The organism is Halorhodospira neutriphila, assembly GCF_016584055.1.
Classification (GTDB): domain Bacteria; phylum Pseudomonadota; class Gammaproteobacteria; order Nitrococcales; family Halorhodospiraceae; genus Halorhodospira; species Halorhodospira neutriphila.
In genome coordinates this window covers 1-23,651 of the sequence record NZ_NRSH01000022.1, presented here as the reverse complement: position 1 = coordinate 23,651, position 23,651 = coordinate 1, and the positions used below count along the sequence as shown (strand labels likewise).

General features: G+C 72.1%; 20 protein-coding genes. 19 read left to right on the top strand and 1 reads right to left on the bottom strand.

What is annotated here, in order from left to right; all coding sequences use genetic code 11:
• From CKO13_RS03460 to CKO13_RS12580, 14 genes are all read left to right on the top strand, one after another.
• A partial coding sequence (locus tag CKO13_RS03460; protein ID WP_200256833.1) for an ATP synthase subunit I occupies window positions 1-278 on the top strand: 278 nt, incomplete at its 5' end.
• A gap of 39 nt (window positions 279-317) precedes the next feature.
• The gene (gene atpB / locus CKO13_RS03455) at window positions 318-1,109 is read left to right on the top strand and encodes a F0F1 ATP synthase subunit A (RefSeq protein WP_200256831.1); all 792 of its coding nucleotides are present in this window, start codon (window positions 318-320) and stop codon (window positions 1,107-1,109) included.
• Window positions 1,110-1,148: 39 nt separating this feature from the next.
• Window positions 1,149-1,436, top strand: coding sequence for a F0F1 ATP synthase subunit C (gene atpE, locus CKO13_RS03450; RefSeq protein WP_207132070.1), 288 nt, complete (start codon window positions 1,149-1,151; stop codon window positions 1,434-1,436).
• A gap of 52 nt (window positions 1,437-1,488) precedes the next feature.
• Window positions 1,489-1,959 (top strand): F0F1 ATP synthase subunit B, encoded by a 471-nt coding sequence (locus CKO13_RS03445; protein ID WP_200256824.1) that lies wholly within the window; start codon window positions 1,489-1,491, stop codon window positions 1,957-1,959.
• Window positions 1,960-1,968: 9 nt separating this feature from the next.
• Window positions 1,969-2,505, top strand: coding sequence for a F0F1 ATP synthase subunit delta (locus CKO13_RS03440; RefSeq protein WP_200256822.1), 537 nt, complete (start codon window positions 1,969-1,971; stop codon window positions 2,503-2,505).
• Between the two features lie 12 nt (window positions 2,506-2,517).
• Window positions 2,518-4,059 carry a F0F1 ATP synthase subunit alpha gene (gene atpA / locus CKO13_RS03435; RefSeq protein ID WP_200256820.1) on the top strand — a complete coding sequence of 514 codons (1,542 nt, stop codon included), beginning with the start codon at window positions 2,518-2,520 and terminating at the stop codon, window positions 4,057-4,059.
• A gap of 66 nt (window positions 4,060-4,125) precedes the next feature.
• Window positions 4,126-4,995 (top strand): F0F1 ATP synthase subunit gamma, encoded by an 870-nt coding sequence (atpG, locus tag CKO13_RS03430; protein WP_200256819.1) that lies wholly within the window; start codon window positions 4,126-4,128, stop codon window positions 4,993-4,995.
• A gap of 63 nt (window positions 4,996-5,058) precedes the next feature.
• Entirely contained in the window at window positions 5,059-6,435 is a 1,377-nt protein-coding gene (gene atpD / locus CKO13_RS03425; RefSeq protein WP_200256818.1) for a F0F1 ATP synthase subunit beta, read from the top strand.
• Window positions 6,436-6,447: 12 nt separating this feature from the next.
• A complete protein-coding gene (locus CKO13_RS03420; protein WP_200256817.1) occupies window positions 6,448-6,870 on the top strand; it encodes a F0F1 ATP synthase subunit epsilon in 423 nt (140 codons plus the stop codon).
• A gap of 23 nt (window positions 6,871-6,893) precedes the next feature.
• A complete protein-coding gene (gene glmU, locus CKO13_RS03415) occupies window positions 6,894-8,321 on the top strand; it encodes a bifunctional UDP-N-acetylglucosamine diphosphorylase/glucosamine-1-phosphate N-acetyltransferase GlmU (protein WP_200256816.1) in 1,428 nt (475 codons plus the stop codon).
• A gap of 8 nt (window positions 8,322-8,329) precedes the next feature.
• Window positions 8,330-9,157 (top strand): universal stress protein, encoded by an 828-nt coding sequence (locus tag CKO13_RS03410; RefSeq protein WP_200256815.1) that lies wholly within the window; start codon window positions 8,330-8,332, stop codon window positions 9,155-9,157.
• Window positions 9,158-9,159: 2 nt separating this feature from the next.
• Window positions 9,160-10,989, top strand: coding sequence for a glutamine--fructose-6-phosphate transaminase (isomerizing) (gene glmS / locus CKO13_RS03405; RefSeq protein WP_200256813.1), 1,830 nt, complete (start codon window positions 9,160-9,162; stop codon window positions 10,987-10,989).
• A 13-nt stretch (window positions 10,990-11,002) separates the two neighbouring features.
• A complete protein-coding gene (locus tag CKO13_RS03400; RefSeq protein WP_200256811.1) occupies window positions 11,003-11,935 on the top strand; it encodes a LysR substrate-binding domain-containing protein in 933 nt (310 codons plus the stop codon).
• A 1-nt stretch (window position 11,936) separates the two neighbouring features.
• Entirely contained in the window at window positions 11,937-15,173 is a 3,237-nt protein-coding gene (locus CKO13_RS12580; RefSeq protein ID WP_242467869.1) for a 3'-5' exonuclease, read from the top strand.
• On the opposite strand, the gene CKO13_RS03380 is transcribed toward CKO13_RS12580, so the two are convergent.
• Window positions 15,168-15,893 carry an LOG family protein gene (locus tag CKO13_RS03380; RefSeq protein ID WP_200256809.1) on the bottom strand — a complete coding sequence of 242 codons (726 nt, stop codon included), beginning with the start codon at window positions 15,891-15,893 and terminating at the stop codon, window positions 15,168-15,170. The two genes, CKO13_RS12580 and CKO13_RS03380, sit on opposite strands and share 6 nt — an antisense overlap.
• Window positions 15,894-16,001: 108 nt before the next feature.
• Here CKO13_RS03380 and polA point away from each other — a divergent pair, with 108 nt between their 5' ends.
• The 5 genes from polA to CKO13_RS03355 all read left to right on the top strand — a co-directional run.
• Window positions 16,002-18,707, top strand: a complete 2,706-nt coding sequence (polA, locus tag CKO13_RS03375; protein ID WP_200256808.1) for a DNA polymerase I — start codon at window positions 16,002-16,004, stop codon at window positions 18,705-18,707.
• 114 nt (window positions 18,708-18,821) lie between these two features.
• Window positions 18,822-20,246: a cytochrome ubiquinol oxidase subunit I gene (locus CKO13_RS03370; protein ID WP_200256807.1), complete on the top strand. Its 1,425-nt coding sequence runs from the start codon at window positions 18,822-18,824 to the stop codon at window positions 20,244-20,246.
• Window positions 20,247-20,250: 4 nt separating this feature from the next.
• Complete coding sequence (gene cydB, locus CKO13_RS03365; protein WP_200256806.1) at window positions 20,251-21,252, top strand: cytochrome d ubiquinol oxidase subunit II; 1,002 nt, start codon at window positions 20,251-20,253, stop codon at window positions 21,250-21,252.
• Between the two features lie 11 nt (window positions 21,253-21,263).
• Window positions 21,264-22,997 carry a thiol reductant ABC exporter subunit CydD gene (gene cydD / locus CKO13_RS03360; protein WP_200256805.1) on the top strand — a complete coding sequence of 578 codons (1,734 nt, stop codon included), beginning with the start codon at window positions 21,264-21,266 and terminating at the stop codon, window positions 22,995-22,997.
• The coding region (locus CKO13_RS03355) for an ABC transporter transmembrane domain-containing protein (RefSeq protein ID WP_338034569.1) at window positions 22,990-23,651 on the top strand (662 nt) is incomplete at its 3' end. The genes cydD and CKO13_RS03355, both read left to right, overlap by 8 nt.

Sequence of the window (23,651 nt, the reverse complement as noted above, 5' to 3'; positions counted from 1 at the left end):
GGGCCTCGGCCGCCGCCGCCGCCGGCGCCGGCGCCGCCATCGCCCTGCTGCCCACGGCCTACTTCGCCGCCAAGGTCTTCTCCCAGCGCCCCGGTACCGCCCCCCGCGCCCTGCTGCGCGCGATCTACGTCGGCGAGGCGGTGAAGTTGATTCTCACTGCGGCGCTGTTTATGATCGCGCTCCGGTGGCTCAGCGGCGACTTCCTGGCGCTGATCACAACGTACGCAGCCGCCCTCGGCACTTACTGGTTCATGTTCTGGGGGACCCTCCGTACCTGACCCGGGAGAGGGGGACCGAATGGGGGAGCGAGATTCGCTATGAGCGGCGAGAGCGCAACGGACTACATCCAGCACCACCTGACCAACCTGAACCTCGACCTGACCGAGGGGACGGTCGAGCCGGGCGCCACGGGCTTCTGGAACCTGCACCTGGACACCCTGATCATGTCCTTCGGGCTCGGCGCCCTGTTCTGCTATATCTTCTGGCTCGCCGCGCGGCAGGCCACCTCGGGGACGCCGGGGCGGCTGCAGAACGCCGTCGAGGCGATCGTCGAGTTCGTCGACAAGACCGTCAGCGAGACCTTCCACGCCAAGAGCCGGCTCATCGCGCCGCTGGCGCTGACCATCTTCTGCTGGGTCTTCCTGGCGAACCTGATGGACCTCATCCCCATCGACCTGGTCCCGAGCATCCTCTCGGCGCTGGGGGTGTCGTACTGGAAGGTGCTGCCGAGCGTGGACCTGAACTTCACGTTCGGGCTGTCGCTGAGCGTGCTGGTGCTCATCATCGCCTACGGCATCATGGGCAAGGGGGTCGGCGGCTTCTTCAAGGAGTTCCTGACCCACCCCTTCGGCATCTGGCTGCTGCCGTTCAACCTCGTGCTCAACCTGGTGGAGTTCCTGGCCAAGCCGATCTCGCTGGCCCTCCGGCTGTTCGGTAACCTCTACGCGGCCGAGCTGATCTTCCTGCTCATCTCCCTGCTGCCGTGGTGGATCCAGTGGGCGCTCGGTACCCCGTGGGCGATCTTCCACATCCTGGTCGTGCCGCTGCAGGCCTTCATCTTCATGGTGCTCACCGTGGTCTACCTGGCCATGGCTTACGAGCGCCACTAACCCGCTTCAACTGATCCTGAGAACCCGGGAGGAACGACAATGGAGCTCGCAACGCTTATCGCTAACGTCCAAGGGAATACCGCGCTGACCGTGGGGATCCTCATCGCCGGCGGCGCCATCGGCACCGGTATCGGCTTCGGCCTGCTCGGCGGCAAGTTCCTCGAGGGCGTCGCCCGGCAGCCGGAGATGGCCCCGATGCTCCAGGTGCGCATGTTCCTGGTGGCCGGCCTGCTCGACGCCGTCGCCATGATCGGCGTGGGTATCGCGCTGTTCTTCACCTTCGCCAATCCGTTCCTGGGGGCGGTGGAAGCCGCAGTCGGGGCCTGACGCCCGGTGTGCTGTGGGAGCTTAAGCCGCCAGCTCGATCGGAGGTGATACTGTGAACTTTAGTGCCACGTTATGGGGGCCGATGATCAGCTTCGTGCTGTTCGTCTGGTTCACCATGAAGTACGTCTGGCCGCCGATCCAGCAGGCGCTCGCCGATCGCCAGCAGCAGATCGCCGACGGCCTCGCCGCTGGTGAGCGCGGCAAGCAGGAGCTGGAGAAGGCTCAGTCGGAGGTCGAGGCGATGCTCCGGGACGCCCGCGAGCAGGCCACCGAGATCATCAACCAGGCCAACAAGCGCCAGGACGAGATGATCGAGGAGGCCCGGGCCGAGGCGCGTGCCGAGGCGGACCGGATCCTGGCGGCCGCTCGCGAGGAGGTCGAGCAGGAGAGCCGGCGCGCCCGCGAGGAGCTGCGCAAGGAGGTCTCGAGCCTGGCGGTCCAGGCGAGCAGCCAGATCCTCAAGCGCGAGGTCGACGCCAAGGCGCACCAGGACCTCATCGACCAACTGGCGACGCAGCTCTAGGGAGGCGCTATGGCCGAGCGCAGCACACTGGCCCGACCCTACGCCCGCGCCGTCTTTGAGCTGGCCGGGGCGGATACCGCCGAGCGGCAGAGGTGGTCCCAGCGCCTGCAGGCGCTCGCCGAGCTCGTCGAGCATCCGGAGCTGGCCCAGCTCCTGGACCACCCGGCGGTGACGCCGCAGCAGCTCACGGAGCTCGTCGTCGAGGCGCTCGGCGATCTCGGCGACACCGGGCGCAACCTGGTCCGGGTCCTGGCCGAGAACCGCCGCCTGAGGCTCGCCCCGGAGCTGGCTCGGGTCTACGAGGAGCTGCGCGCCGAGGCCGAGGGCGTCGTCGATGTCGAGATCGTCGCCGCGCAGCCCCTCGAGGAGGCCCAGCAGCAGCGCCTGTCCGACGCCCTGCGCCAGCGGCTGGGCAAGGAGATCCGGCTCCACTCGCGGGTCGACGAGTCCCTGATCGGTGGGGCGGTGATCCACGCCGGCGACACCACAATCGACGGCTCGGTGCGGGGGCAGCTGACCCGCCTCTCGAGCGCACTGGTTCATTGACGAGGTAGGACGATGCAACTCAATCCATCGGAGATCAGCGAGCTCATCAAGCGCCGCATCGAGAACTTCGACGCGGCGGCCGAGGCGCGCAACCAGGGCACCGTCGTCAGCGTCAGCGACGGCATCTGCCGCATCCACGGGCTCGCCGACGCCATGTTCGGCGAGATGCTGGAGTTCCCCGGGGACACCTACGGCCTCGCGCTCAACCTGGAGCGGGACTCGGTCGGTGCCGTCCTGCTCGGCGACTACGAGCACATCTCCGAGGGGGCGACCGTCAAGTGCACGGGTCGCATCCTCGAGGTCCCGGTCGGGGAGGGGATGCTCGGCCGCGTCGTGGATGCGCTCGGCAACCCGACCGACGGCAAGGGCCCGGTCGAGACGCAGGCGCGGGAGGCCATCGAGAAGGTCGCCCCGGGCGTCATCGCCCGCGAGGGCGTCGACCAGCCGGTGCAGACCGGCCTCAAGGCCATCGACTCCATGGTCCCCATCGGCCGGGGCCAGCGTGAGCTGATCATCGGCGACCGCCAGACCGGCAAGACCGCCGTGGCCGTCGACGCGATCATCAACCAGCGCGACAGCGGCATCAAGTGCATCTACGTCGCCATCGGCCAGAAGAACTCCACGGTGGCCAACGTCGTGCGCAAGCTCGAGGAGCACGGCGCCATGGAGAACACCATCGTGGTCAACGCGCCGGCGGCCGACTCGGCGGCCATGCAGTACATCGCCGCCTACGCCGGCTGCGCCATGGGCGAGTACTTCCGCGACCGCGGCGAGGACGCGATGGTGGTCTACGACGACCTGACCAAGCAGGCCTGGGCCTACCGGCAGGTCTCGCTGCTCCTGCGTCGTCCTCCGGGCCGCGAGGCCTACCCCGGCGACGTCTTCTACCTCCACTCGCGGCTGCTCGAGCGGGCCGCGCGGATCAACGCCGAGGAGGTCGAGCGCCGGACCAACGGTGAGGTCAAGGGCAAGACCGGCTCGCTGACGGCCCTGCCGATCATCGAGACCCAGGCCGGCGACGTCTCGGCGTTCGTGCCGACCAACGTCATCTCCATCACCGACGGCCAGATCTACCTCGAGACCGACCTGTTCAACTCGGGCATCCGCCCGGCGGTCAACGCCGGCCTGTCGGTCTCCCGGGTCGGCGGCTCGGCGCAGACGAAGATCATCAAGAAGCTCGGCGGCACGGTGCGCCTCTCCCTCGCGCAGTACCGCGAGCTCGCCGCCTTCTCGCAGTTCGCCTCGGACCTCGACGAGACCACCCGGGCCCAGCTCGAGCGCGGCCAGCGGACCATGGAGCTGATGAAGCAGTTCCAGTACCAGCCGCTGAGCGTCGGCGAGATGGCCTTCGTGCTCTTCGCCGGCAACGAGGGCTACGTCGACGATGTGCCTATCGACCAGGTCGTGCGCTTCGAGAGGGCGCTGCTCGACTACCTGCGCGCCGAGCACGGCGAGCTGCTCCAGCGCATCAGCGACAGCGGGGACTACAACGACGAGATCCACGCCGAGATGCAGAAGGCCATGGAGCAGTTCAAGCAGAATCGGACGTGGTAGCAGCCGAGAGGCGGGCGGGGGCCGCACGCCCCCCGGCCGCCCCCATCGCGAGGCAGAGGTGACGGTATGTCCGGGGCGAAGGAAGTCAAGACCAAGATCAAGAGCGTACAGAATACGCAGAAGATCACGAACGCCATGGAGATGGTCGCGGCCTCCAAGATGCGCCGCGCCCAGGAGCGCATGGAGGCCACGCGGCCCTACGCCGAGAAGATCCGGCAGGCCATCGGCCATCTCGCGCAGGCCAATCCCGAGTACCGCCACCCGTTCCTGGTCGAGCGCGAGAGCGTCCAGCGCGTCGGCTATATCGTCGTCTCCAGCGACCGCGGTCTTTGCGGCGGGCTCAACAGCAACCTCTTCAAGGCGGCCATCGGCGACCTGAAGGCGTGGCAGGAGCAGGGCGTCGAGGCGGAGGTCGTCCCCTTCGGCGCCAAGGGCATCGCCTTCTTCGAGCGCCTCGGCGTCCGGCTCCCCGCCGAGCTGCGGGACCTGGGGGACCGGCCGGCGCTGGAGTCGCTGATCGGCCCGGTGAAGGTCATGCTCGACGCCTACGTCGAGGGGCGGATCGACCGGCTCAACCTCGTCAGCAACCGCTTCATCAACACCATGAAGCAGGAGCCGACCATCCAGAAGCTGATCCCGGTGGAGCCGCTCGGCGGCGAGGAGCTGCCCGATAACTGGGACTACATCTACGAGCCGGATGCCGCCTCGCTGCTCGACGACGTCCTGCGCCGCTACGTCGAGTCCCAGGTCTACCAAGGCGTCGTGGAGAATATCGCCTGCGAGATGGCGGCGCGCATGGTCGCCATGAAGAACGCCTCGGACAACGCGGGGCAGATCATCGACGACCTGCAGGTGACCTACAACAAGGCGCGCCAGGCGGCGATCACGCAGGAGCTCAACGAGATCGTCTCCGGCGCCGAGGCGGTCTCGGGCTAGACGAGTCATCCAAATCACGTGCGGGCCGGCGCGGCCCGCGGGAAGCTATCTGAGGGGATCCGAATGAGCGCTGGAAAGATCGTTCAGGTCATTGGTGCGGTGGTCGACGTGGAGTTCCCACGCGACCAGGTGCCGAGCATCCACGACGCCCTCGTGGTCGACGAGCCGGGCCTGACTCTGGAGGTGCAGCAGCAGTTGGGCGACGGCGTCGTCCGTACGATCGCCATGGGGTCGTCGGACGGCCTCAAGCGCTCGGCGTCGGTCAGCAACACGGGGCAGCCGATCTCGGTGCCGGTCGGCCAGGGCACGCTCGGGCGCATCATGGACGTCCTCGGCCGGCCGATCGACGAGGAGGGCGAGGTCCAGACCGACGAGCAGTGGCCGATCCACCGCCAGGCACCGAGCTACGCCGAGCAGTCGGGCGGCCAGGAGCTGCTCGAGACCGGGATCAAGGTCATCGACCTGCTCTGCCCCTTCGCCAAGGGCGGCAAGGTCGGGCTCTTCGGCGGTGCCGGCGTCGGCAAGACCGTCAACATGATGGAGCTCATCCGCAACATCGCCATCGAGCACTCCGGCTACTCGGTCTTCGCCGGCGTCGGCGAGCGGACCCGCGAGGGCAACGACTTCTATCATGAGATGAAGGACTCCAACGTCCTCGACAAGGTCTCGCTGGTCTACGGCCAGATGAACGAGCCGCCGGGTAACCGCCTGCGCGTGGCCCTGACCGGCCTGACCATGGCGGAGTACTTCCGCGACGAGGGCCGCGACGTGCTGATGTTCATCGACAACATCTACCGCTATACGCTCGCGGGCCAGGAGGTCTCGGCCCTGCTCGGCCGGATGCCCTCGGCGGTGGGCTATCAGCCGACCCTCGCCGAGGAGATGGGCAAGCTCCAGGAGCGGATCACCTCGACGACGACGGGCTCGATCACCTCGATCCAGGCCGTCTACGTCCCGGCCGACGACCTCACCGACCCGTCGCCGGCGACGACGTTCGCCCACCTGGACGCGACCATCGTGCTGTCGCGCCAGATCGCCGAGCTCGGCATCTACCCGGCCGTGGATCCGCTGGACTCCACCTCGCGGCAGCTCGACCCGCTGGTCATCGGCCAGGACCACTACGACGTCGCCCGCGGCGTCGAGGGCGTCCTGCAGCGCTACAAGGAGCTCAAGGACATCATCGCCATCCTCGGCATGGATGAGCTCTCCGAGGACGACAAGCTGACGGTCTCGCGGGCCCGCAAGATCCAGCGCTTCCTCTCGCAGCCGTTCTTCGTCGCGGAGGTCTTCACCGGCATGCCCGGGAAGTACGTCCCGCTGAAGGACACCATCGCTTCCTTCAAGGCGATCCTCAACGGCGAGTACGACCACCTGCCCGAGCAGGCCTTCTACATGGTCGGTACCGTCGAAGAGGCCGCCGAGAAGGCGAAGAACCTCTAGAGCGGAGGTGCCATGAGCACACTCCAAGTCGACATCGTCAGCGCCGAAGAGCAGCTCTACACCGGCCAAGCGAGCCTGGTCGTCGCCCCCGCCGAGGAGGGCGACGTCGGGATCGCGCCGCGTCACGCCCCGCTGCTGACGCGGTTGCGCCCCGGCGAGGTGCGGATCACCCAGGAGGACGGCGAGGAGTACCTCTACTACGCCTCCGGGGGGCTGCTCGAGGTCCAGCCGAGCAGCGTCACCGTGCTCGCCGACACCGCGGTGCGGGCCCACGACATCGATGAGGCCGCCGCCCTCGAGGCGAAGCGCCGGGCCGAGGAGAAGCTGCAGGTCCAGAAGGACGAGGTGGATTACGGCCAAGTCCAGGCGGAGCTCGCCGAGGCCATGGCGCAGCTGCGGACCCTGGAGAACCTGCGCAAGCGCGCGAAGCGTTGACAGCACAGTAAGGGGGTAGAGCGATGGCGACGCCGATCGCGGTCGTCGTCCTGGCGGCGGGCCGAGGCACCCGCATGCGCTCGGCGCGGCCGAAGGTCCTGCAGCCGCTCGGCGGCCGGTCGCTGCTCGCCCACACCCTCGAGACCGCCGCCGCCGTCGGGCCGCAGCAGGTAAGCGTGGTCTACGGCTTCGGCGGGGCGAGCGTGCCCGAGGCCCACCGCGGCTACGCGGTCCGCTGGGTCGAGCAGCCCGAGCAGCTGGGCACCGGGCACGCCGTCGCCTGCGCCCTGCCCGATATCCCCGACGACCACCGGGTCCTCGTCCTCTACGGCGATGTCCCGCTGGTCCGGCCCGCCACCCTGCAGCCGCTCATCGCCGAGGGCGAGGCCGGGGTCGCCCTGCTGACCGCCCAGCTCGACCGCCCCGCCGGCTACGGCCGGGTGGTGCGCCGGCCTGGCGACGGCGGCGTCGAGGCGATCGTCGAGGAGAAGGACGCCACCCCGGCGCAGCGGGCCATCACCGAGGTCAACACCGGGCTGCTCGCGGCCCCCGCCGGCCTCCTGCGCCGCTGGCTCGCCGGGCTCTCCGCCGACAACGCCCAGGGCGAGTACTACCTCACCGACATCGTCGCCGCGGCCGTCGCCGAGGGGGTGCCGGTGACCGCCCACGCCGCGGCCGAGCCCGAGGAGACGAGCGGGATCAACGACCTCGTCCAGCTCGCCGAGGCCGAGCGGATCTGGCAGGCGCGCACCCGCCGCGCGCTGATGCGCGCCGGCCTGCGCCTGGCCGACCCGGAGCGGGTGACCGTGCGGGGGCGCGTCGAGGCGGGGTATGACTGCAGCGTCGACCCCGACGTGCTGCTCGAGGGGGAGGTCGTCCTCGGCGACGGGGTCCATATCGGCCCCGGCGTGGTCCTGCGCGACGCCCGCGTCGGGGACCGCGCCTCGATCGACGGCTATAGTGTCATCGAGGGGGCCGAGATCGGCCCCGAGTGCCGGGTGGGGCCCTTCGCGCACCTGCGCCGCGGCAGCGCGCTGGAGCAGGGCGCCAAGGTGGGCAACTTCGTGGAGACGAAGGCCGCCCACCTCGGCCCCGGCGCCAAGGCGAACCACCTGAGCTACGTCGGCGACGCCGAGGTCGGGGCGCGGGCGAATATCGGCGCCGGCACCATCACCTGCAACTACGACGGGGCGGCCAAGCACAAGACCGCCATCGGCGCCGACGCCTTCATCGGCTCGGGCACCGAGCTCGTCGCCCCGGTGCGCATCGGCGACGGGGCGACCATCGGGGCCGGCACGACGATCTCCCGCGACGCGCCGGCCGGGGCGCTGACCGTCGCGCGGCGGCAGGTCCGCACGGTGGCGGGCTGGCAGCGCCCGGGGTTGACGCCGCAGCGCGGCGCTCCGGATGATGACTCCGAGGCCGCCGCGCGCCCTCCTGCCGAGGATTAGGAGCCACTATGTTCGAGCACACCGTCGTCGCCGTCCACTTCGAGTCGACCCAGCAGCCGCTGCTGCGCAGCCTCGGCGAGCTGAGCCGCCTCGGGGCCGAGCAGTTCACCCTCGTCGATGTGCTGCGCATCGACGACCCGGACGATCTCAGCGACGCCCACCGCGCCGAGGCGCGGCTGCGCCTGCAGCAGAAGCAGGCCGACCTCCAGGAGGCCGGCTTCCGGGTCGATATCCAGCAGCCGGTGGGCTTCCCCGCCCCGGAGCTCGCCAAGATCGCCCGCGGCTACGGGGCGCAGCTGATCCTCCTCGGCTCCCGCGGCGAGGGGCTGCTGCGCGAGTTCTACCACGGCTCGACGGTCCTCGAGCTGGCGCGGCAGACCACGCTGCCGGTGCTCATGGAGCGCATCTACCCCGACCAGGAGACCGTGGACTACGGCGAGGTCTTCAGCCACCCGCTGCTCGCCACGGACTTCTCGCGCAAGGCCGGCGCCGCCCAGGACCTGGCCCTCGACATCGGCGAGAAGAACGGCGCGCTGACGATCCTCCACGTCACCGACGAGGACCACCGCAGCGAGGGGCAGGAGGGGCTCGAGCGCCTCGCCGCCCGGGCCAAGGAGCGCGGCATCGAGGCCACCACGCGCCTCGAGACCGGCAGCCCCTCCCGGGTGATCCGCCGGGTCGTCGAGAAGGAGCGGGCGAGCCTGGCCATCGTCGGCAAGCGCGGCGAGGGGCCGAGCCGCGAGCTGGCCCTGGGCAGCACCGCGCAGCAGGTCTGCCGCAACTGCCCCGGCTCCGTGCTGCTCGTGCCCAACGAGCAGGGGATCTGGATCCGCTAGCGATGTGCGGGATCGTCGGCGCCTGCGCCCAGCGAGACGTCGCCCCGGTCCTCGTCGAGGGCCTGCGCCGGCTCGAGTACCGTGGCTACGACTCCGCCGGCCTGGCGGTCACCGGCGGCGAGGGCGGGCTCTTCTGCCGCCGGGTCACGGGCCGGGTCGACGACCTGGCCGCGGCCCTCGGCGAGACGCTCCCGGCCGGGGGGACCGGCGTCGCCCATACGCGGTGGGCGACCCACGGCCGGCCGAGCGACGCCAACGCCCACCCCCAGATCGCCGGCGACGAGCTGGCGCTGGTGCACAACGGCATCATCGAGAACCACGCCCAGCTGCGCGAGCAGCTCGAGGCGCGCGGCTACGCCTTCCAGTCGGAGACCGACACCGAGGTGGCGGCCTCGCTGATCCACGAGCGCCACGCCCGCGGCGCCGGGCTGCTCGAGGCGGTCCGCGGCGGGCTCGAGGCCCTCGAGGGCGCCTACGCCTTCGCCGTCGTCTCCCGCCGCGAGCCCGAGCGGCTGATCGCCTGCCGCCGCGGCAGCCCGCTGGTGATCGGCGTGGGCATCGGCGAGCACTTCGTGGCCTCGGACGTCGCGGCGCTGCTGCCGGTGACCCGGCAGTTCATCTTCCTCGAGGACGGCGATATCGCCGACGTGCGCCGCGACCGGGTGACGATCTACGACCTCCACGGCCGCGTCGTCGAGCGCCCCGTCCAGGTCTCCGAGCTCAGCCCCGAGGCGGTGGAGCGCGGCGGCTACCGCCACTTCATGCTCAAGGAGATCCACGAGCAGCCGGCCGCCGTGGCCGAGACCCTGGAGGGGCGCCATACCGACGCGGGGGTGCTCGACGCCGCCCTCGGCCCCGGCGCCGCGGGGCTGCTCGACGCCGCGCAGCGGCTGCAGATCGTCGCCTGCGGCACCTCCTACCACGCCGGGCTGATCGCCCGCTACTGGGCCGAGGAGTACGCCGGGCTGCCCTGCGAGGTCGAGGTGGCCAGCGAGTTCCGCTACCGCAGCCACGCCGTCGCCCCCGGCACCCTGCTGCTGGTCATCTCCCAGTCCGGCGAGACCGCCGACGTCCTCGCCGCCCTGCGGGAGGCGCGGCGGCTCGGCTACGCCGGCGTGCTGGCGATCTGCAACGTCCCCGAGAGCTCCCTGGTCCGGGAGGCCGACCTGACCCTGCTCACCCGCGCCGGCCCGGAGATCGGTGTGGCCTCGACGAAGGCGTTCACGACGCAGCTCACCGCGCTGCTGCTCATCGTCGCCGCCTTCGCCCGGCGGCGCGGCCGTCCCCAGGGCGAGGCCGAGCTGGTCCGCTCGGCGGTGGCCCTGCCCGGCGCCATCGAGCGGGTGCTCGACCTCGAGGAGCCGGTCGCCCGCATCGCCGAGCAGTTCGTCGACCGCGCCCACGCCCTCTTCCTCGGCCGCGGGAGCCACTTCCCGGTGGCCCTGGAGGGGGCGCTCAAGCTCAAGGAGATCTCCTACATCCACGCCGAGGGCTACCCCGCCGGCGAGCTCAAGCACGGCCCCCTCGCCCTCGTCGACAGCACCATGCCGGTGGTCGCCGTCGCCCCCCACGGCGCCCTGCTCGAGAAGCTGCAGTCGAACCTCCAGGAGGTCCGCGCCCGCGGGGGGCAGCTCTTCGTCTTCGCCGACGACGCCGCGGCGCTGCGCTCCGCCGACGGCTTCCAGGTCGTCCCGGTGCCGGCCGCGCCGGCCCCGATCTCGCCGATCGTCCACACCCTCCCGCTGCAGCTGCTCGCCTACCACGTCGCCGTGCTCCGCGGCACCGATGTCGACAAGCCGCGCAATCTCGCCAAGTCCGTCACCGTCGAATGACTGAGCGCTGGCCATGAACCTGCGCGACCTCCGCTACCTGGTCGCCGTCGCCGAGCACGGCCACTTCGGCCGGGCCGCCCGGGAGTGCTACGTCAGCCAGCCGACCCTCTCCACGCAGCTGCGCAAGCTCGAGGAGTACCTCGCCGTCCAGCTCGTCGAGCGCAACCGCCGCCGGGTGCTGCTCACCCCCCTCGGCGAGGCGCTCGCCGAGCGCGCCCGGGCCATCCTCGCCGAGGTCGACGACCTGGTGGAGGTCGCCCGCGCCGAGTCCGAGCCGATGACCGGGGACCTGCGCCTCGGGGTCATCCCCACCGCCGGGCCGTACCTGCTGCCCCACGCCATCCCCGAGCTGCGGGCGCGCTACCCGCGGCTGCGCCTGCGCCTGCGCGAGGACCTAACCCAGCGGCTGCTCGACCAGCTGCGCGCCGGCGGCCTCGACGGCGCCATCCTCGCCGCCCCGATCCCCGGCGAGGACCTGCGCTCGCAGCCGCTGTGCCGCGAGCCGTTCTACCTCGCCGCGCCCAGCGGCTCGGCGCTCGACCGGGAGGGGCCGGTCCGCCTCGCGGAGCTCCAGGGCGTGGAGCTCATGCTCCTCGAGGAGGGCCACTGCCTGCGCGACCAGGCCCTGGAGGTCTGCCGGCAGGCCGAGAGCGGCGAGGCCGCGCAGTTCCGGGCGACGAGCCTCGAGACCCTGCGCCAGATGGTCGCCGCCGGCGTCGGCGCGACCCTGCTCCCCGCCCTGGCGGCGGCGACCTCGCGCAGCGGCCCCGACCGCGGCGCCGTCGCCCTGCGCCCCTTCGAGGCGCCGGAGCCGAGCCGCCAGCTGGCGCTCTACTGGCGCCGCGGCTCGGCGCGGGAGGCCACCTTCCGCGAGCTCGCCGAGACGGTGCGCGCCGTCCCGGCCCTGGCCGAGCCGCGCCTGAACCTCGCCAGCGACGCCGCCTGAGATGGACATTGAGGCGCTGACCGCCGATCTCAACGACGCCCAGCGCCGGGCGGTGACCCTGCCGCCGGGGCGCTCGCTGGTGCTCGCCGGCGCCGGCAGCGGCAAGACCCGCGTCCTGACACGGCGCGCCGCCTACCTGGTGCGCGCCGAGGGCGCCTCGCCCTTCGCCATCCTGGCGGTGACCTTCACCAACAAGGCCGCCGCGGAGATGCGCGAGCGCCTCGGCGAGCTGCTCGGCATCGCCACCGCCGGGATGTGGGTCGGCACCTTCCACGGCATCGCCCACCGGCTGCTGCGCCAGCACGCCGAGCGCGCCGGCCTGCCGGAGGGCTTCCAGATCCTCGACGCCGACGACCAGCTCCGCCAGGTGCGCCGGGTCCTGCGCGCCCGCGGCGCCGACGAGAGCCGCTTCCCGCCCCGCCAGGTCCGGGCCTTCATCGCCGGGCGCAAGGAGGAGGGCGAGCGGCCCGACGACGTCGCCGGCGCGGGCAACCCGTACCACGCCGAGCTGCTCGCCTTCTACCGCGACTACGAGGCGGCGTGCCGGCGCGGCGGCCTCGTCGACTTCGCCGAGCTGCTGCTGCGCGCCTACGAGCTGCTGCGTGACGACGCCGAGCTGCTCGGCCACTACCGGCAGCGCTTCGGCCATATCCTCGTCGACGAGTTCCAGGACACCAACGCCCTGCAGTACCGCTGGCTCAAGCAGCTCGCCGGCGCCGAGGCGGAGCTGTTCGTGGTGGGCGACGACGACCAGTGCGTGACTGCGGATACCCCCATCGCGATGGCCGACGGCACCCATAGGCCCGTCCAGGAGGTGCAGGCGGGCGATTGGGTGTTGTCGAACCACGGAGCTGGTAGCCTTCGTCCAGCGCAGGTCCTGCGTGCGCACACGCGGACGGTGAGCCGGCCGTTGATCCGGATCACGACGGAGAGTGGCCGGCATCTGACCACCACGGCGGAGCATACGCACTTCGCCGATATCATCCACAGCGCGAGCCCCCAGCGGTACTACACCTACTTGATGGAGAAGCGGGGGGTGGGCTTTCGCCTCGGTACCTCGCAGATCTACACAGCGAACCAAAAGACGCCGGTAGTGGGGTACCAGCAGCGCTGCCTCCAAGAGGGTGCGGACGCCGTCTGGCTGCTCGACGCCTTCGATAATGAGGTCGATGCCCGGGAGCTTGAGCATCGCCTCAGCCTCCACTACGGCATCACGACACTCCCTTTCGTAGCGCGCACGGGGCAGAGCGAGAACGGGCTCGTCCACGATCAAGCGCGCCTAGATCGGCTCCACGCCGATCTGGCCGCAACCGAGCGAGGCCATGCGCTGCTGACCACCTACGGGCTCCATCCGGAGACGCCCCACCACGTCCCGCAGTCGAGCCGTGGCCGGCGCCGTAACCTCTACATCACCCTGAATGCGGAAGTGCGCGGGGCGACGCCGAGCCACCGCATCGCCCTGAGCGGCAACGACACCGAAGGCCGGGATGCGGTGCAGGCCCTGGGGCTCAAGCCGCGGATCTATAAGCGCAACCCGCAAAATTGGCGCTACGAAGCGCTATTCCGCGATTTCTCCCAGATCGAGTCGCTCTACGCCAAGCTTGCCGAGCATTTCGAGCTTACGCTCGTCTACAGGGCACGGTTGCTGGCGAACCGGCGCGCCCTCGCCATGCGCCGGGCGAGCGAGCTTCGCCCTGGCATGGTGGTCGTCAACGACCACGGTGAGGCCGAGGCCGTAACAGCCGTGGAGCAGCTCCCGGCGGACGGCGGCGAGGTCTACGATCTGGATATCGCCGGCACGCACAACTTCATCGCCGGGGGGATCGTGACCCATAACTCGATCTACGGCTGGCGGGGTGCCCGGGTCGAGAACCTCGAGCACTTCCGCCGCGAGATGGGCGACGTCCAGCTCGTGCGCCTGGAGCGCAACTACCGCTCCACCTCGACCATCCTCGAGGCGGCCAACGCCCTGATCGAGCACAACGACGGCCGGCTCGGCAAGCGCCTCTGGACCGAGGGCGCGCCGGGCGAGCCGATCGCCGTCTACGCCGGCTTCAACGAGGTCGACGAGGCCCGCTGGGTGGCCGGGCGCATCCGCGCCCTGCTCGACGAGGGCCACGGCTACGGCGACTTCGCCGTCCTCTACCGCTCCAACGCCCAGTCCCGCGCCCTCGAGGAGGCGCTGCTCGCCGAGCGCCTGCCGTACCGCGTCTACGGCGGTCTCCGGTTCTTCGAGCGCGCCGAGGTCAAGGACGCGCTCGCCTACCTGCGCCTGATCGCCAACCGCCACGACGACGCCAGCTTCGAGCGCGTGGTCAACACCCCGGCCCGCGGCGTGGGGGCGAAGACCGCCGAGGCGGTCCGCGGCGCCGCCCGCGAGGCCGGCGTCAGCCTCTGGCGGGCGGCCCGCCAGATCATCGCCGCCGGCGCCCTGGCCGGCCGGGCGCGCAACGCCCTGCAGGGCTTCCTCGACACCGTCGACGCCCTGGAGGCGGAGCTCGCCGGCGAGGCGCTGCACCGCCAGGTCGAGGGCGCCATCGCCCGCGCCGGCCTGCGCCGCCACCACGAGCGCGACGAGGCGCGGCTGGAGAACCTCGACGAGCTCGTCACCGCGGCGCGGACCTTCGCCCAGGGCGCCGAGCAGGAGGCGCCGGCGGGCGGGACGCTCACCGCCTTCCTGCCCCACGCCGCCCTCGAGGCCGGCGAGGGGCAGGCGGCGGAGGGGGAGCGCTCCGTGCAGCTGATGACCCTCCACGCCGCCAAGGGGCTGGAGTTCCCTGTGGTCTTCCTCGCGGGGCTCGAGGAGGGGCTCTTCCCCCACCACAAGTCGGTGGCCGAGGAGGGGCGCCTGGAGGAGGAGCGGCGCCTGTGCTATGTCGGCATGACCCGCGCCCGGCAGCGGCTGCTGCTCAGCTACGCCGAGAAGCGCCGCCTCCACGGCGTCGAGCAGACGGGCCGGCCGTCGCGCTTTCTCGGCGAGCTGCCCGCGGAGCTGCTCGAGGAGGTGCGCCCCGCCGTGCGGGTCGGGCCGCGGGCGGCCCCGGAGCCGGCGCCGCAGCGGGGTGATGCGCCGCCCGAGGGCCTGGCCCTGGGCATGCGGGTGCGCCACGCCCGCTTCGGCGAGGGGGTGATCCTCGCCTGCGAGGGGCGCGGCAGCGGCGCCCGGCTCCAGGTGCGCTTCGACGAGGCCGGGACGAAGTGGCTCGTCGCCGGCTACGCGGCCCTGGAGCCGCTATAGGTCGAGGAGGATCTCCCGCTCCTGGCGGGAGGGCTGGAAGCCGCGGTCCTCGTAGTGGTCGAAGATCGCCTCGACCACCGCCTCGGGCCGGTCGACGACGCGGAAGAGCGCCATGTCCTCCGGGTCGATCACCCCCTCGCCGACGAGCTGCTCGCGGAACCAGTCGACGAGCTTCTCCCAGAAGGGAGAGTGGACGAGGATGATCGGGATCCGCGGCGTCTTCCCCGTCTGCACCAGGGTGAGGATCTCGGCGAGCTCGTCGAGGGTGCCGAAGCCGCCGGGCAGCACCACGTAGGCCGAGGCGTACTTGACGAACATCACCTTGCGCGAGAAGAAGTGCCGGAAGTGCAGGGCGATGTCCTGGTAGGCGTTGGCGGCCTGCTCGTGGGGGAGCTGGATGTTCAGCCCCACGCTCGGCGACTTGCCCGCCTGGGCCCCCTTGTTGGCCGCCTCCATGATCCCCGGGCCGCCGCCGCTGACCACCGAGAAGCCCGCCTCGGAGAGCTGCCGCGAGACCTCCTCGGCGAGCTGGTAGTGGGGGTGCTCGGGGGTGACGCGGGCCGAGCCGAAGACGCTCACCGACGGCTTGATCGCCGAGAGCCGCTCGAAGCCCTCGACGAACTCGGCCATGATCTGAAAGATCTTCCACGACTCCCGGGTGAGCGTCGCCCCGTTGAGGGGGATGCGCTCCTGGCGCGAGAAGGGGTCCTGTGCATCCATAGCTGGGGCTCGTGCAGTCATCGTTGCCAGAATGCCCTATCATAGACCCCGCCGGGCGACGACGGCCATTACGCCCGTCTTGCAGCGGGCAGCGACTGGGGGGACCGGATGACGCAACGCGACGAGCGCCTGGTGCTGGTGGACGGCTCCTCGTACCTCTACCGCGCCTACTTCGCCCTGCCGGCGCTGACGAGCCGCGACGGCGAGCCCACCGGCGCCCTCCACGGCGTGCTCAACATGCTCCACAAGCTCCTCGCCGAGGAGGCCGGCGAGCGCATCGCCGTGGTCTTCGACGCCCCCGGGCGGACCTTCCGCGACGACCTGTTCGAGCGCTACAAGGCCCACCGCCCGCCGATGCCCGAGGAGCTGCGCGCCCAGCGCGAGCCGCTCAAGGAGGCCATCGCCGCGCTCGGGGTGCCGGTGCTCGAGGTCGACGGCGTCGAGGCCGACGACGTCATCGGGACCCTCGCGGCCCGGGCCGCGGGGCCCGTGCTCATCTCCACCACCGACAAGGACATGGCGCAGCTCGTCGACGAGCGGGTGGAGCTGCTCAACACCATGAGCGGCAGCCGGCTCGACGCCGCCGGCGTCCGCGAGAAGTTCGGCGTCCCGCCGGCGGCCATCCGCGACTACCTGGCCCTCGTCGGCGACACCTCGGACAACATCCCCGGCGTGCCCAAGGTCGGCCCCAAGACGGCGGCCAAGTGGCTCAACGAGTACGGCAGCCTCGAGGCCCTGCGCGAGCGGGCCGACGAGATCCGGGGCAAGGTCGGCGAGAGCCTGCGCGCGCACCTCGACGAGCTGCCCCTCTCCTACGATCTGGCCACCATCCGCTGCGACCTCGAGCTCGACCTCCAGCCCGGGGAGCTGCGCCGCAGCGCCCCCGATACCGAGGCGCTGCGCCGGCTCTACCGCCGCTACGACCTGCGCCGGCTGCTCGCCGAGCTCGAGGCCGAGGCCCCCGCCGCCGACGACCCCGAGGGCGATCCCGACCCGGATCCGGAGGTGGCGTACACCCTGGTCCGCGATGAGGCCGAGCTCGGGGCGTGGCTCGAGCAGCTCGAGGCCGCCGAGGCCTTCGCCCTCGATCTCGAGACCGACAGCCTCGACTACATGAGCGCGGCCATCGTCGGCCTCTCCGTGGCCGTGGCGCCGTACCGCGCGGCCTATATCCCGGTGGGCCACACCGGCGAGGGGGCCTCGCCGCAGCTCGGCCTTGAGCGGGTGCTCGAGCGGCTGCGCCCGCTGCTCGAGGCCGAGGCGCCGCAGAAGATCGGCCAGAACCTCAAGTACGACATGAGCGTGCTCGCCGGCTACGGCGTGGCCCTGCGCGGGGTCGCCTACGACACCATGCTCGAGTCGTACGTGCTCGACGCCACGGCCACCCGCCACGACCTCGACTCGCTGGCCGCCAAGTACCTCGACGTCGAGACCGTCACCTACGAGCAGCTCTGCGGCAAGGGGGCCAAGCAGATCCCCTTCGCCGAGGTCGATCTCGAGCGCGCCGGCCACTACGCCGCCGAGGACGCCGACATCGCCCTGCGCCTGCACCGCCACCTCTACCCGCAGGTGAGCGCGGAGGCGGGCCTGCAGCGGGTCTTCACGGCGCTCGAGATGCCGCTGCTGCCGGTGCTCTCGCGCGTGGAGCGCCACGGCGTGCGCGTCGACCGCCAGGTCCTCGAGCGCCAGAGCGGCGAGCTCGCCGAGCGCATGGGCGAGGTCGAGGCGCGGGCCCACGAGGCCGCCGGCGAGGCCTTCAACCTCGCCTCGCCGCAGCAGATCCAGGCCATCCTCTTCGAGCGCATGGGCCTGCCCGTGGTCCAGCGCACCCCCAAGGGGCAGCCCTCCACCGCCGAGGCCGTCCTCGAGGAGCTCAGCGCCCAGGGCCACGAGCTGCCGCGGCTGATCCTCGAGCACCGCAGCCTCGCCAAGCTCAAGTCGACCTACACCGACAAGCTGCCGCAGCTCATCCACCCGCGCACCGGCCGGGTGCACACCTCCTACCACCAGGCGGTGACGGCCACCGGGCGGCTCTCCTCCTCGGACCCGAACCTCCAGAACATCCCCGTGCGCACCGAGGAGGGCCGGCGCATCCGCAAGGCCTTCGTCGCCGAGCCGGGCTGCCGCCTGCTCACCGCGGACTACTCCCAGGTGGAGCTGCGCATCATGGCCCACCTCTCCGGCGATAGCGGGCTGCTCGAGGCCTTCGCCCGCGGCGCGGACATCCACCGGGCCACGGCCGCCGAGGTCTTCGGCGTCGAGCGCGCCTCCGACGAGCAGCGCCGGGCGGCGAAGACGATCAACTTCGGGCTGATCTACGGCATGTCGGCCTGGGGGCTGGGCCGGCAGCTCGGCCTCCCGCGCGATCAGGCGCAGCGCTATATCGACCGCTACTTCGAGCGCTACCCCGGGGTGCAGGCCTTCATGGAGCGCACCCGCGAGCAGGCCCGGCAGCGCGGCTACGTCGAGACCGTCCTCGGCCGCCGGCTCTACCTCCCCGAGATCGGCAGCCGCAACCGCCAGCGCCGCGAGTACGCCGAGCGGACCGCCATCAACGCCCCCATGCAGGGCACCGCCGCGGACCTCATCAAGCGCGCCATGATCGACGTCGACGCCTGGCTCGCCGAGGCCGGCTCGGAGGCGCGCCTGGTCATGCAGGTCCACGACGAGCTCGTCCTCGAGGTGCCCGAGGGCGAGCTCGACGCGGTCGCCGCCCGGGTCCGCGAGCTGATGGGCGGCGCCGACGGCGGGGCGCTGCGCGTCCCGCTGGAGCTGGAGCTCGGGGTCGGCGGCGACTGGGAGGAGGCCCACTGAGGCGCGCGCCCCGGCGCGGCGGGCGAGTGCATCGGCCGCCGCTCTTGTTAGAATGTTTTGAAAACAGCCGGGACCGCCCCACGGGCCCCCCTAGCGCTAGGCAAGGATCTCTGCATGGAACTCCTCGACCCGCTGCTGCTCTCGCGGATCCAGTTCGCCTTCGTCGTCTCCTTCCACGCCCTCTTCCCCGTCTTCACCATCGGGCTGGCCGCCTACATCGCCGTCCTCGAGGCGCTCTGGTACCGCACGGACAGCCCCCTCTACCGGCGCCTCGCCGAGTTCTGGACGCGGATCTTCGCCGTCGTCTTCGGCATGGGGGTGGTCTCGGGGCTGGTCATGTCGTTCCAGTTCGGGACGAACTGGAGCGCCTTCTCCTTCGCCACGGCGAACCTGCTCGGGCCGGTGCTCTCCTACGAGGTCCTCACCGCCTTCTTCCTCGAGGCGGTCTTCCTCGGCATCCTGCTCTTCGGCCGCGACCGCGTCCCGCGGGGGGTGCACCTCTTCGCCGCGGTCATGGTGGCCGTCGGGACCTTCATCTCGTCGTTCTGGATCCTGGCGGCGAACTCGTGGATGCACACGCCGGCGGGCTACGAGCTGCGCGAGGGCGTTGTCCACGTCACCTCCTGGGCCGAGGCGATCTTCAACCCCTCGCTGTGGTACCGCTTCGGCCACGTCGCCCTGGCCTCGCTGCTGACCGGCGGCTTCGTCGTCGCCGGGGTCAGCGCCTACTACCTGCTGCGCGACCGCGAGGTGGCGCTCAACCGCAAGGCGCTGTCGATGACCGTGTGGATGCTGCTGCTCGCCGCGCCGGGGCAGATCCTCATGGGCGATCTCCACGGGCTGAACACCTTCGAGCACCAGCCGACCAAGGTGGCGGCCATGGAGGGCAACTGGCAGACCCAGCGCGGGGTGCCGTTCTACCTCTTCGCCCTGCCGGACGGCGAGGCGGAGACGAACCGCCTGGGCCTGGCCATCCCCAACGCCACCAGCTTTCTCCTGACCCACCACTGGGACGGCGAGGTGCCGGGGCTGACCGAGGTGGGCCCCGACGAGCGGCCGCCGGTGGCCTTCGTCTTCTGGTCGTTCCGGGTCATGCTCGCCCTCGGCACGCTCATGCTCCTCGCCGTGCTCTGGGCCACGTGGCTGCGCCTGCGGGGGCGGCTCTTCACCAGCCGGCCGCTGCTCAAGGGCCTGCAGTGGCTGATCCCGGCGCCCTTCGTGGCGGTGCTCGCCGGCTGGTTCGTCACCGAGGGCGGGCGCCAGCCCTACCTCATCTACGGCGAGATGACCCTCGCCGAGGGGCTCACCCCGGCGCTGACCGGCGGCATGGCGCTGTTCACCCTCCTCGGCTATATCGCCGTCTACGCCGTGGTCTTCGTCGCCGGGGTCCACTACGTCGTGCGGATCGTCCAGAGCGGGCCCGAGCAGGTCGGGGAGGCCGAGCAGCCCGCCCACGCCAAGCGCCCCCTGGCGGCGACGGACATCCCCTTCGACGACGAGGCGCCGCTCGGCGGCAACGGCACGGGCACGAGGAGGTAGCGCCATGGAGCTCATCGATCTGACCGCCATCTGGGTCGGGATCCTCGGGGTCGGGGTGTTCATGTACATCCTGCTCGACGGCTTCGACCTGGGCGTCGGCATCCTCTACCCCTTCACCCCGGACGAGCGGGCCCGCGACGAGATCATGAACGCCGTCGCCCCGGTCTGGGACGGCAACGAGACGTGGCTGGTGCTCGGCGGCACCGCCCTGCTCGCCGCCTTCCCGGCGGTCTACAGCATCTACCTGCCGGCGCTCTACATCGGCGTCTTCCTGATGCTCGCCGGGCTGATCTTCCGCGGCGTGGCCTTCGAGTTCCGCTTCAAGGCCACGCGCTCGCGGCGCTTCTGGAACTACGCCTTCTCCGGCGGCTCCCTCGTCGCCGCCGCGGCGCAGGGCTTCCTCGTCGGCGCCGTGGTGCAGGGCTTCGAGGTGGAGGGCTTCACCTATACCGGCGGCGCCTTCGACTGGCTGACGCCGTTCACGACCTTCACCGCCTTCGCCCTGGTCAGCGGCTACGCCCTGCTGGGCGCGACGTGGGGGATCCTCAAGACCACCGGCGAGACCCAGCAGTGGCTCTACCGCCTCGCGCCGCGGCTGCTGGCGGTGGTCGTGCTCTGCCTGCTGGTGCTCAGCCTGTGGACGCCGCTGCTCCAGGAGCGGATCCTCGAGCACTGGCTGAGCAGCTGGCCGGTGCTCTGGCCCCTGCCCGCGCTCAGCGCCGTCTTCGCCCTGCTGCTCTGGCGCGCCCTGCGCCGGGGCGCGGAGTTCTGGCCCTTCGCCTTCGCCTTCGGCATCTTCATCGCCACCTACCTCGGCCTGCTCAGCAGCCTGTGGCCGTACGTCGTGCCGCCGGAGATCACCTTCCGCGAGGCGGCCTCGGCGCCGGAGACGCAGCTCTTCCTCCTGCTCGGCATCCTCTTCCTGCTGCCGGTGGTCATCGGCTACACCGCCTGGACCTACTGGATCTTCCGCGGCAAGGTCGACGCCACCATGGGCTACCACTGAGCCGGGGCGCCATGGCGCAGGGAGTGCAGGAGGGCGAGCCGCCGCCGAGCCGCTGGCTGACGGCGCAGGCCCGCCAGGCGCGCACCGCCGTGGCGGGCGCCGTCGGCGCGGGGCTGGCGGACGCGGGGCTCGTGGTCGCCCAGGCGGCGCTGATCGCCGGGCTCCTCGAGGCCGTCGTCGTGGCCGGCAGGCCCCCCGGCGAGCTGGCGGCGGGCTTCGCCGCCCTGGCCGGGGTCTTCCTCGCCCGCGCCGGCTGCACCTGGGCCCGGGCCGCCGCCGGGGCGGAGGCGGCGCGGCGCATCACCGCCGCGGTCCGCCGCCGCCTCTACCGCCACGTGGCCGCCCTCGGGCCGGCGCGGGCCGCCGCCTTCCACAGCGGGGACGTGGCGAGCGCCCTGGTCGAGCAGGTCGAGGCGCTGGAGGGCTTCTACGCCCACTACCTCCCGCAGACGGTGCTCGCCACCGCCGTCCCCCTGGCGCTCATCGCCGTGGTCGCCGCCCTCGACCCCATCGCCGGGGGGCTGCTGCTGCTCGCCGCCCCCCTGGTGCCGCTGTTCATGGCCCTGGTGGGGATGAGCGCCGGGCGCCTGGCGCAGCGCCAGCAGCGCAGCTTCGCGCGCATCAGCGCCCACTTCCTCGACCGCCTGCGGGGGTTGACGACCCTACGCCTCTTCCGGGCCACGGAGCGGGCGGCGGCGAGCGTGGAGCAGGCGGCCGACGAGTACCGCAGCCGCAGCATGGCCGTGCTGCGCATCGCCTTCCTCTCCTCGGCGGTGCTCGAGCTGATCAGCGCCCTCGCCGTGGCCCTCGTCGCGATCTACATCGGCTTCTCCCTGCTCGGCTACCTCGACTTCGGGCCGGGGCCCGAGCTGGGGCTGCGCAACGGCCTGCTGATCCTGCTGCTCGCCCCCGAGGTCTTCCTCCCCCTGCGGCGGCTGGGGCAGCACTACCACGACCGCGCCAGCGCCGTCGGGGCCGCCGAGGAGATCACCCGGGTGCTCCGGACGCCGCTGCCCGAGGCCGAGGCGCCGCCGCCCCGCGCCGCGCCCCCGGCGCGCGACCCGCAGACCGACCTGCCGCTGCCGAGCCCCGTCCCGGTCGCCTACCGCGGCGTCCGGGTCGCCTTCGACGGCGGCGAGGCCGCGGCGCTGCAGGGGGTGGACCTCGAGGTCGAGGCCGGCGAGCGGGTGGTGATCTGCGGGCCGAGCGGCGCCGGCAAGTCGACGCTGCTCCACCTGGCGGCCGGCTTCCTGGCGCCGAGCGCCGGCCGCGTCGAGGTCGGCGGCGCGCCGCCGCCGGGGGCGGGCGGCGTGGCCTGGCTCGGCCAGCAGCCGTGGCTCTTCCACGGCAGCGTGCGCGAGAACCTGGCCCTGGCCGACCCGCAGGCCGGCGACGGGCGGCTCTGGCAGGCCCTCGGCGCCGCGGACCTGCAGGAGGCGGTGGCGGCGCTCCCCCAGGGGCTGGAGACGCCGCTGGGGGAGGGCGGCTACGGCCTCTCCGGCGGCCAGGCCAGCCGCCTCGCCCTGGCGCGGGCGGTGCTCTTCGGCGCGCCGGTGCTCCTGCTCGACGAGCCGACGGCCGGGCTCGACCCGGCGAGCGCCCGGCGCGTGCTCGACGCCGTCCGCCGCCTGGCGGCGGGGCGGCGGACGGTGCTCATGGTGGCCCACGACCCCCAGCTCCACGCCTGGGGGGATCGCCGGGTCGTGCTCGAGGCGGGCCGCGTGGCGGAGGACCGCCGTGCGTGAGCTCCTCCCCTTCCTCCGCGCCCTGCGCCCGGAGCGCCGGCGGCTGGCGCTGGGCACGGCGCTGCTGGTCGCCAGCCTCCTCTCGGCGATCGGCCTGCTGGGGCTCTCGGGCTGGCTGATCACGGCGACCGCCGTCGCCGGGCTCGGCGGCGCCGCCGTGGAGCTCTACCGGCCGAGCACGGGGGTGCGCTTCTTCGCCCTGAGCCGGACCGCGACGCGCTACCTCGAGCGCCTCGTCCACCACGACGCCGTCCTGCGGGCGCTAGCGCGCCTGCGCGGCTGGCTCTTCCGGGCCGTGGCGCCGCTGCCGCTGGCGCAGCTGGGGCGGATGCGCCGCAGCGAGCTGCTCAACCGCATGACCGCCGACATCGAGGCCCTGGACGGGCTCTACCTGCGCGTCGTCGGCCCGACCCTGGCCGCCGTGGCGACGCTGGCCGTGACCGTGGCGGCGCTCCTCGCCCTGGCCCCGCCGGTGGGCTACGCCGTCGGCGGGCTGCTCGCCGCCGGCGGGGTGGCGCTGCCCCTCTGGGCCTGGCGCCAGGGCTCCCCCCACGGCGAGGCCGTGGACCGCCACCTGCCGGCGCTGCGCGGCGCCGGCGTCGACGCCGTGCAGGGGCTCGCCGAGCTGCGCGCCTACGCGGCGACGGCGCGCCA

What these genes read in the sequence shown, in the direction of transcription:
- atpB (WP_200256831.1), top strand. Translation starts at nt 318, where the DNA reads ATGAGCGGCGAGAGCGCAACGGACTACATCCAGCACCACCTGACCAAC.
- atpE (WP_207132070.1), top strand. Translation starts at nt 1,149, where the DNA reads ATGGAGCTCGCAACGCTTATCGCTAACGTCCAAGGGAATACCGCGCTG.
- CKO13_RS03440 (WP_200256822.1), top strand. Translation starts at nt 1,969, where the DNA reads ATGGCCGAGCGCAGCACACTGGCCCGACCCTACGCCCGCGCCGTCTTT.
- atpA (WP_200256820.1), top strand. Translation starts at nt 2,518, where the DNA reads ATGCAACTCAATCCATCGGAGATCAGCGAGCTCATCAAGCGCCGCATC.
- atpG (WP_200256819.1), top strand. Translation starts at nt 4,126, where the DNA reads ATGTCCGGGGCGAAGGAAGTCAAGACCAAGATCAAGAGCGTACAGAAT.
- atpD (WP_200256818.1), top strand. Translation starts at nt 5,059, where the DNA reads ATGAGCGCTGGAAAGATCGTTCAGGTCATTGGTGCGGTGGTCGACGTG.
- CKO13_RS03420 (WP_200256817.1), top strand. Translation starts at nt 6,448, where the DNA reads ATGAGCACACTCCAAGTCGACATCGTCAGCGCCGAAGAGCAGCTCTAC.
- glmU (WP_200256816.1), top strand. Translation starts at nt 6,894, where the DNA reads ATGGCGACGCCGATCGCGGTCGTCGTCCTGGCGGCGGGCCGAGGCACC.
- CKO13_RS03410 (WP_200256815.1), top strand. Translation starts at nt 8,330, where the DNA reads ATGTTCGAGCACACCGTCGTCGCCGTCCACTTCGAGTCGACCCAGCAG.
- glmS (WP_200256813.1), top strand. Translation starts at nt 9,160, where the DNA reads ATGTGCGGGATCGTCGGCGCCTGCGCCCAGCGAGACGTCGCCCCGGTC.
- CKO13_RS03400 (WP_200256811.1), top strand. Translation starts at nt 11,003, where the DNA reads ATGAACCTGCGCGACCTCCGCTACCTGGTCGCCGTCGCCGAGCACGGC.
- CKO13_RS12580 (WP_242467869.1), top strand. Translation starts at nt 11,937, where the DNA reads ATGGACATTGAGGCGCTGACCGCCGATCTCAACGACGCCCAGCGCCGG.
- CKO13_RS03380 (WP_200256809.1), bottom strand. Translation starts at nt 15,893, where the DNA reads ATGGATGCACAGGACCCCTTCTCGCGCCAGGAGCGCATCCCCCTCAAC.
- polA (WP_200256808.1), top strand. Translation starts at nt 16,002, where the DNA reads ATGACGCAACGCGACGAGCGCCTGGTGCTGGTGGACGGCTCCTCGTAC.
- CKO13_RS03370 (WP_200256807.1), top strand. Translation starts at nt 18,822, where the DNA reads ATGGAACTCCTCGACCCGCTGCTGCTCTCGCGGATCCAGTTCGCCTTC.
- cydB (WP_200256806.1), top strand. Translation starts at nt 20,251, where the DNA reads ATGGAGCTCATCGATCTGACCGCCATCTGGGTCGGGATCCTCGGGGTC.
- cydD (WP_200256805.1), top strand. Translation starts at nt 21,264, where the DNA reads ATGGCGCAGGGAGTGCAGGAGGGCGAGCCGCCGCCGAGCCGCTGGCTG.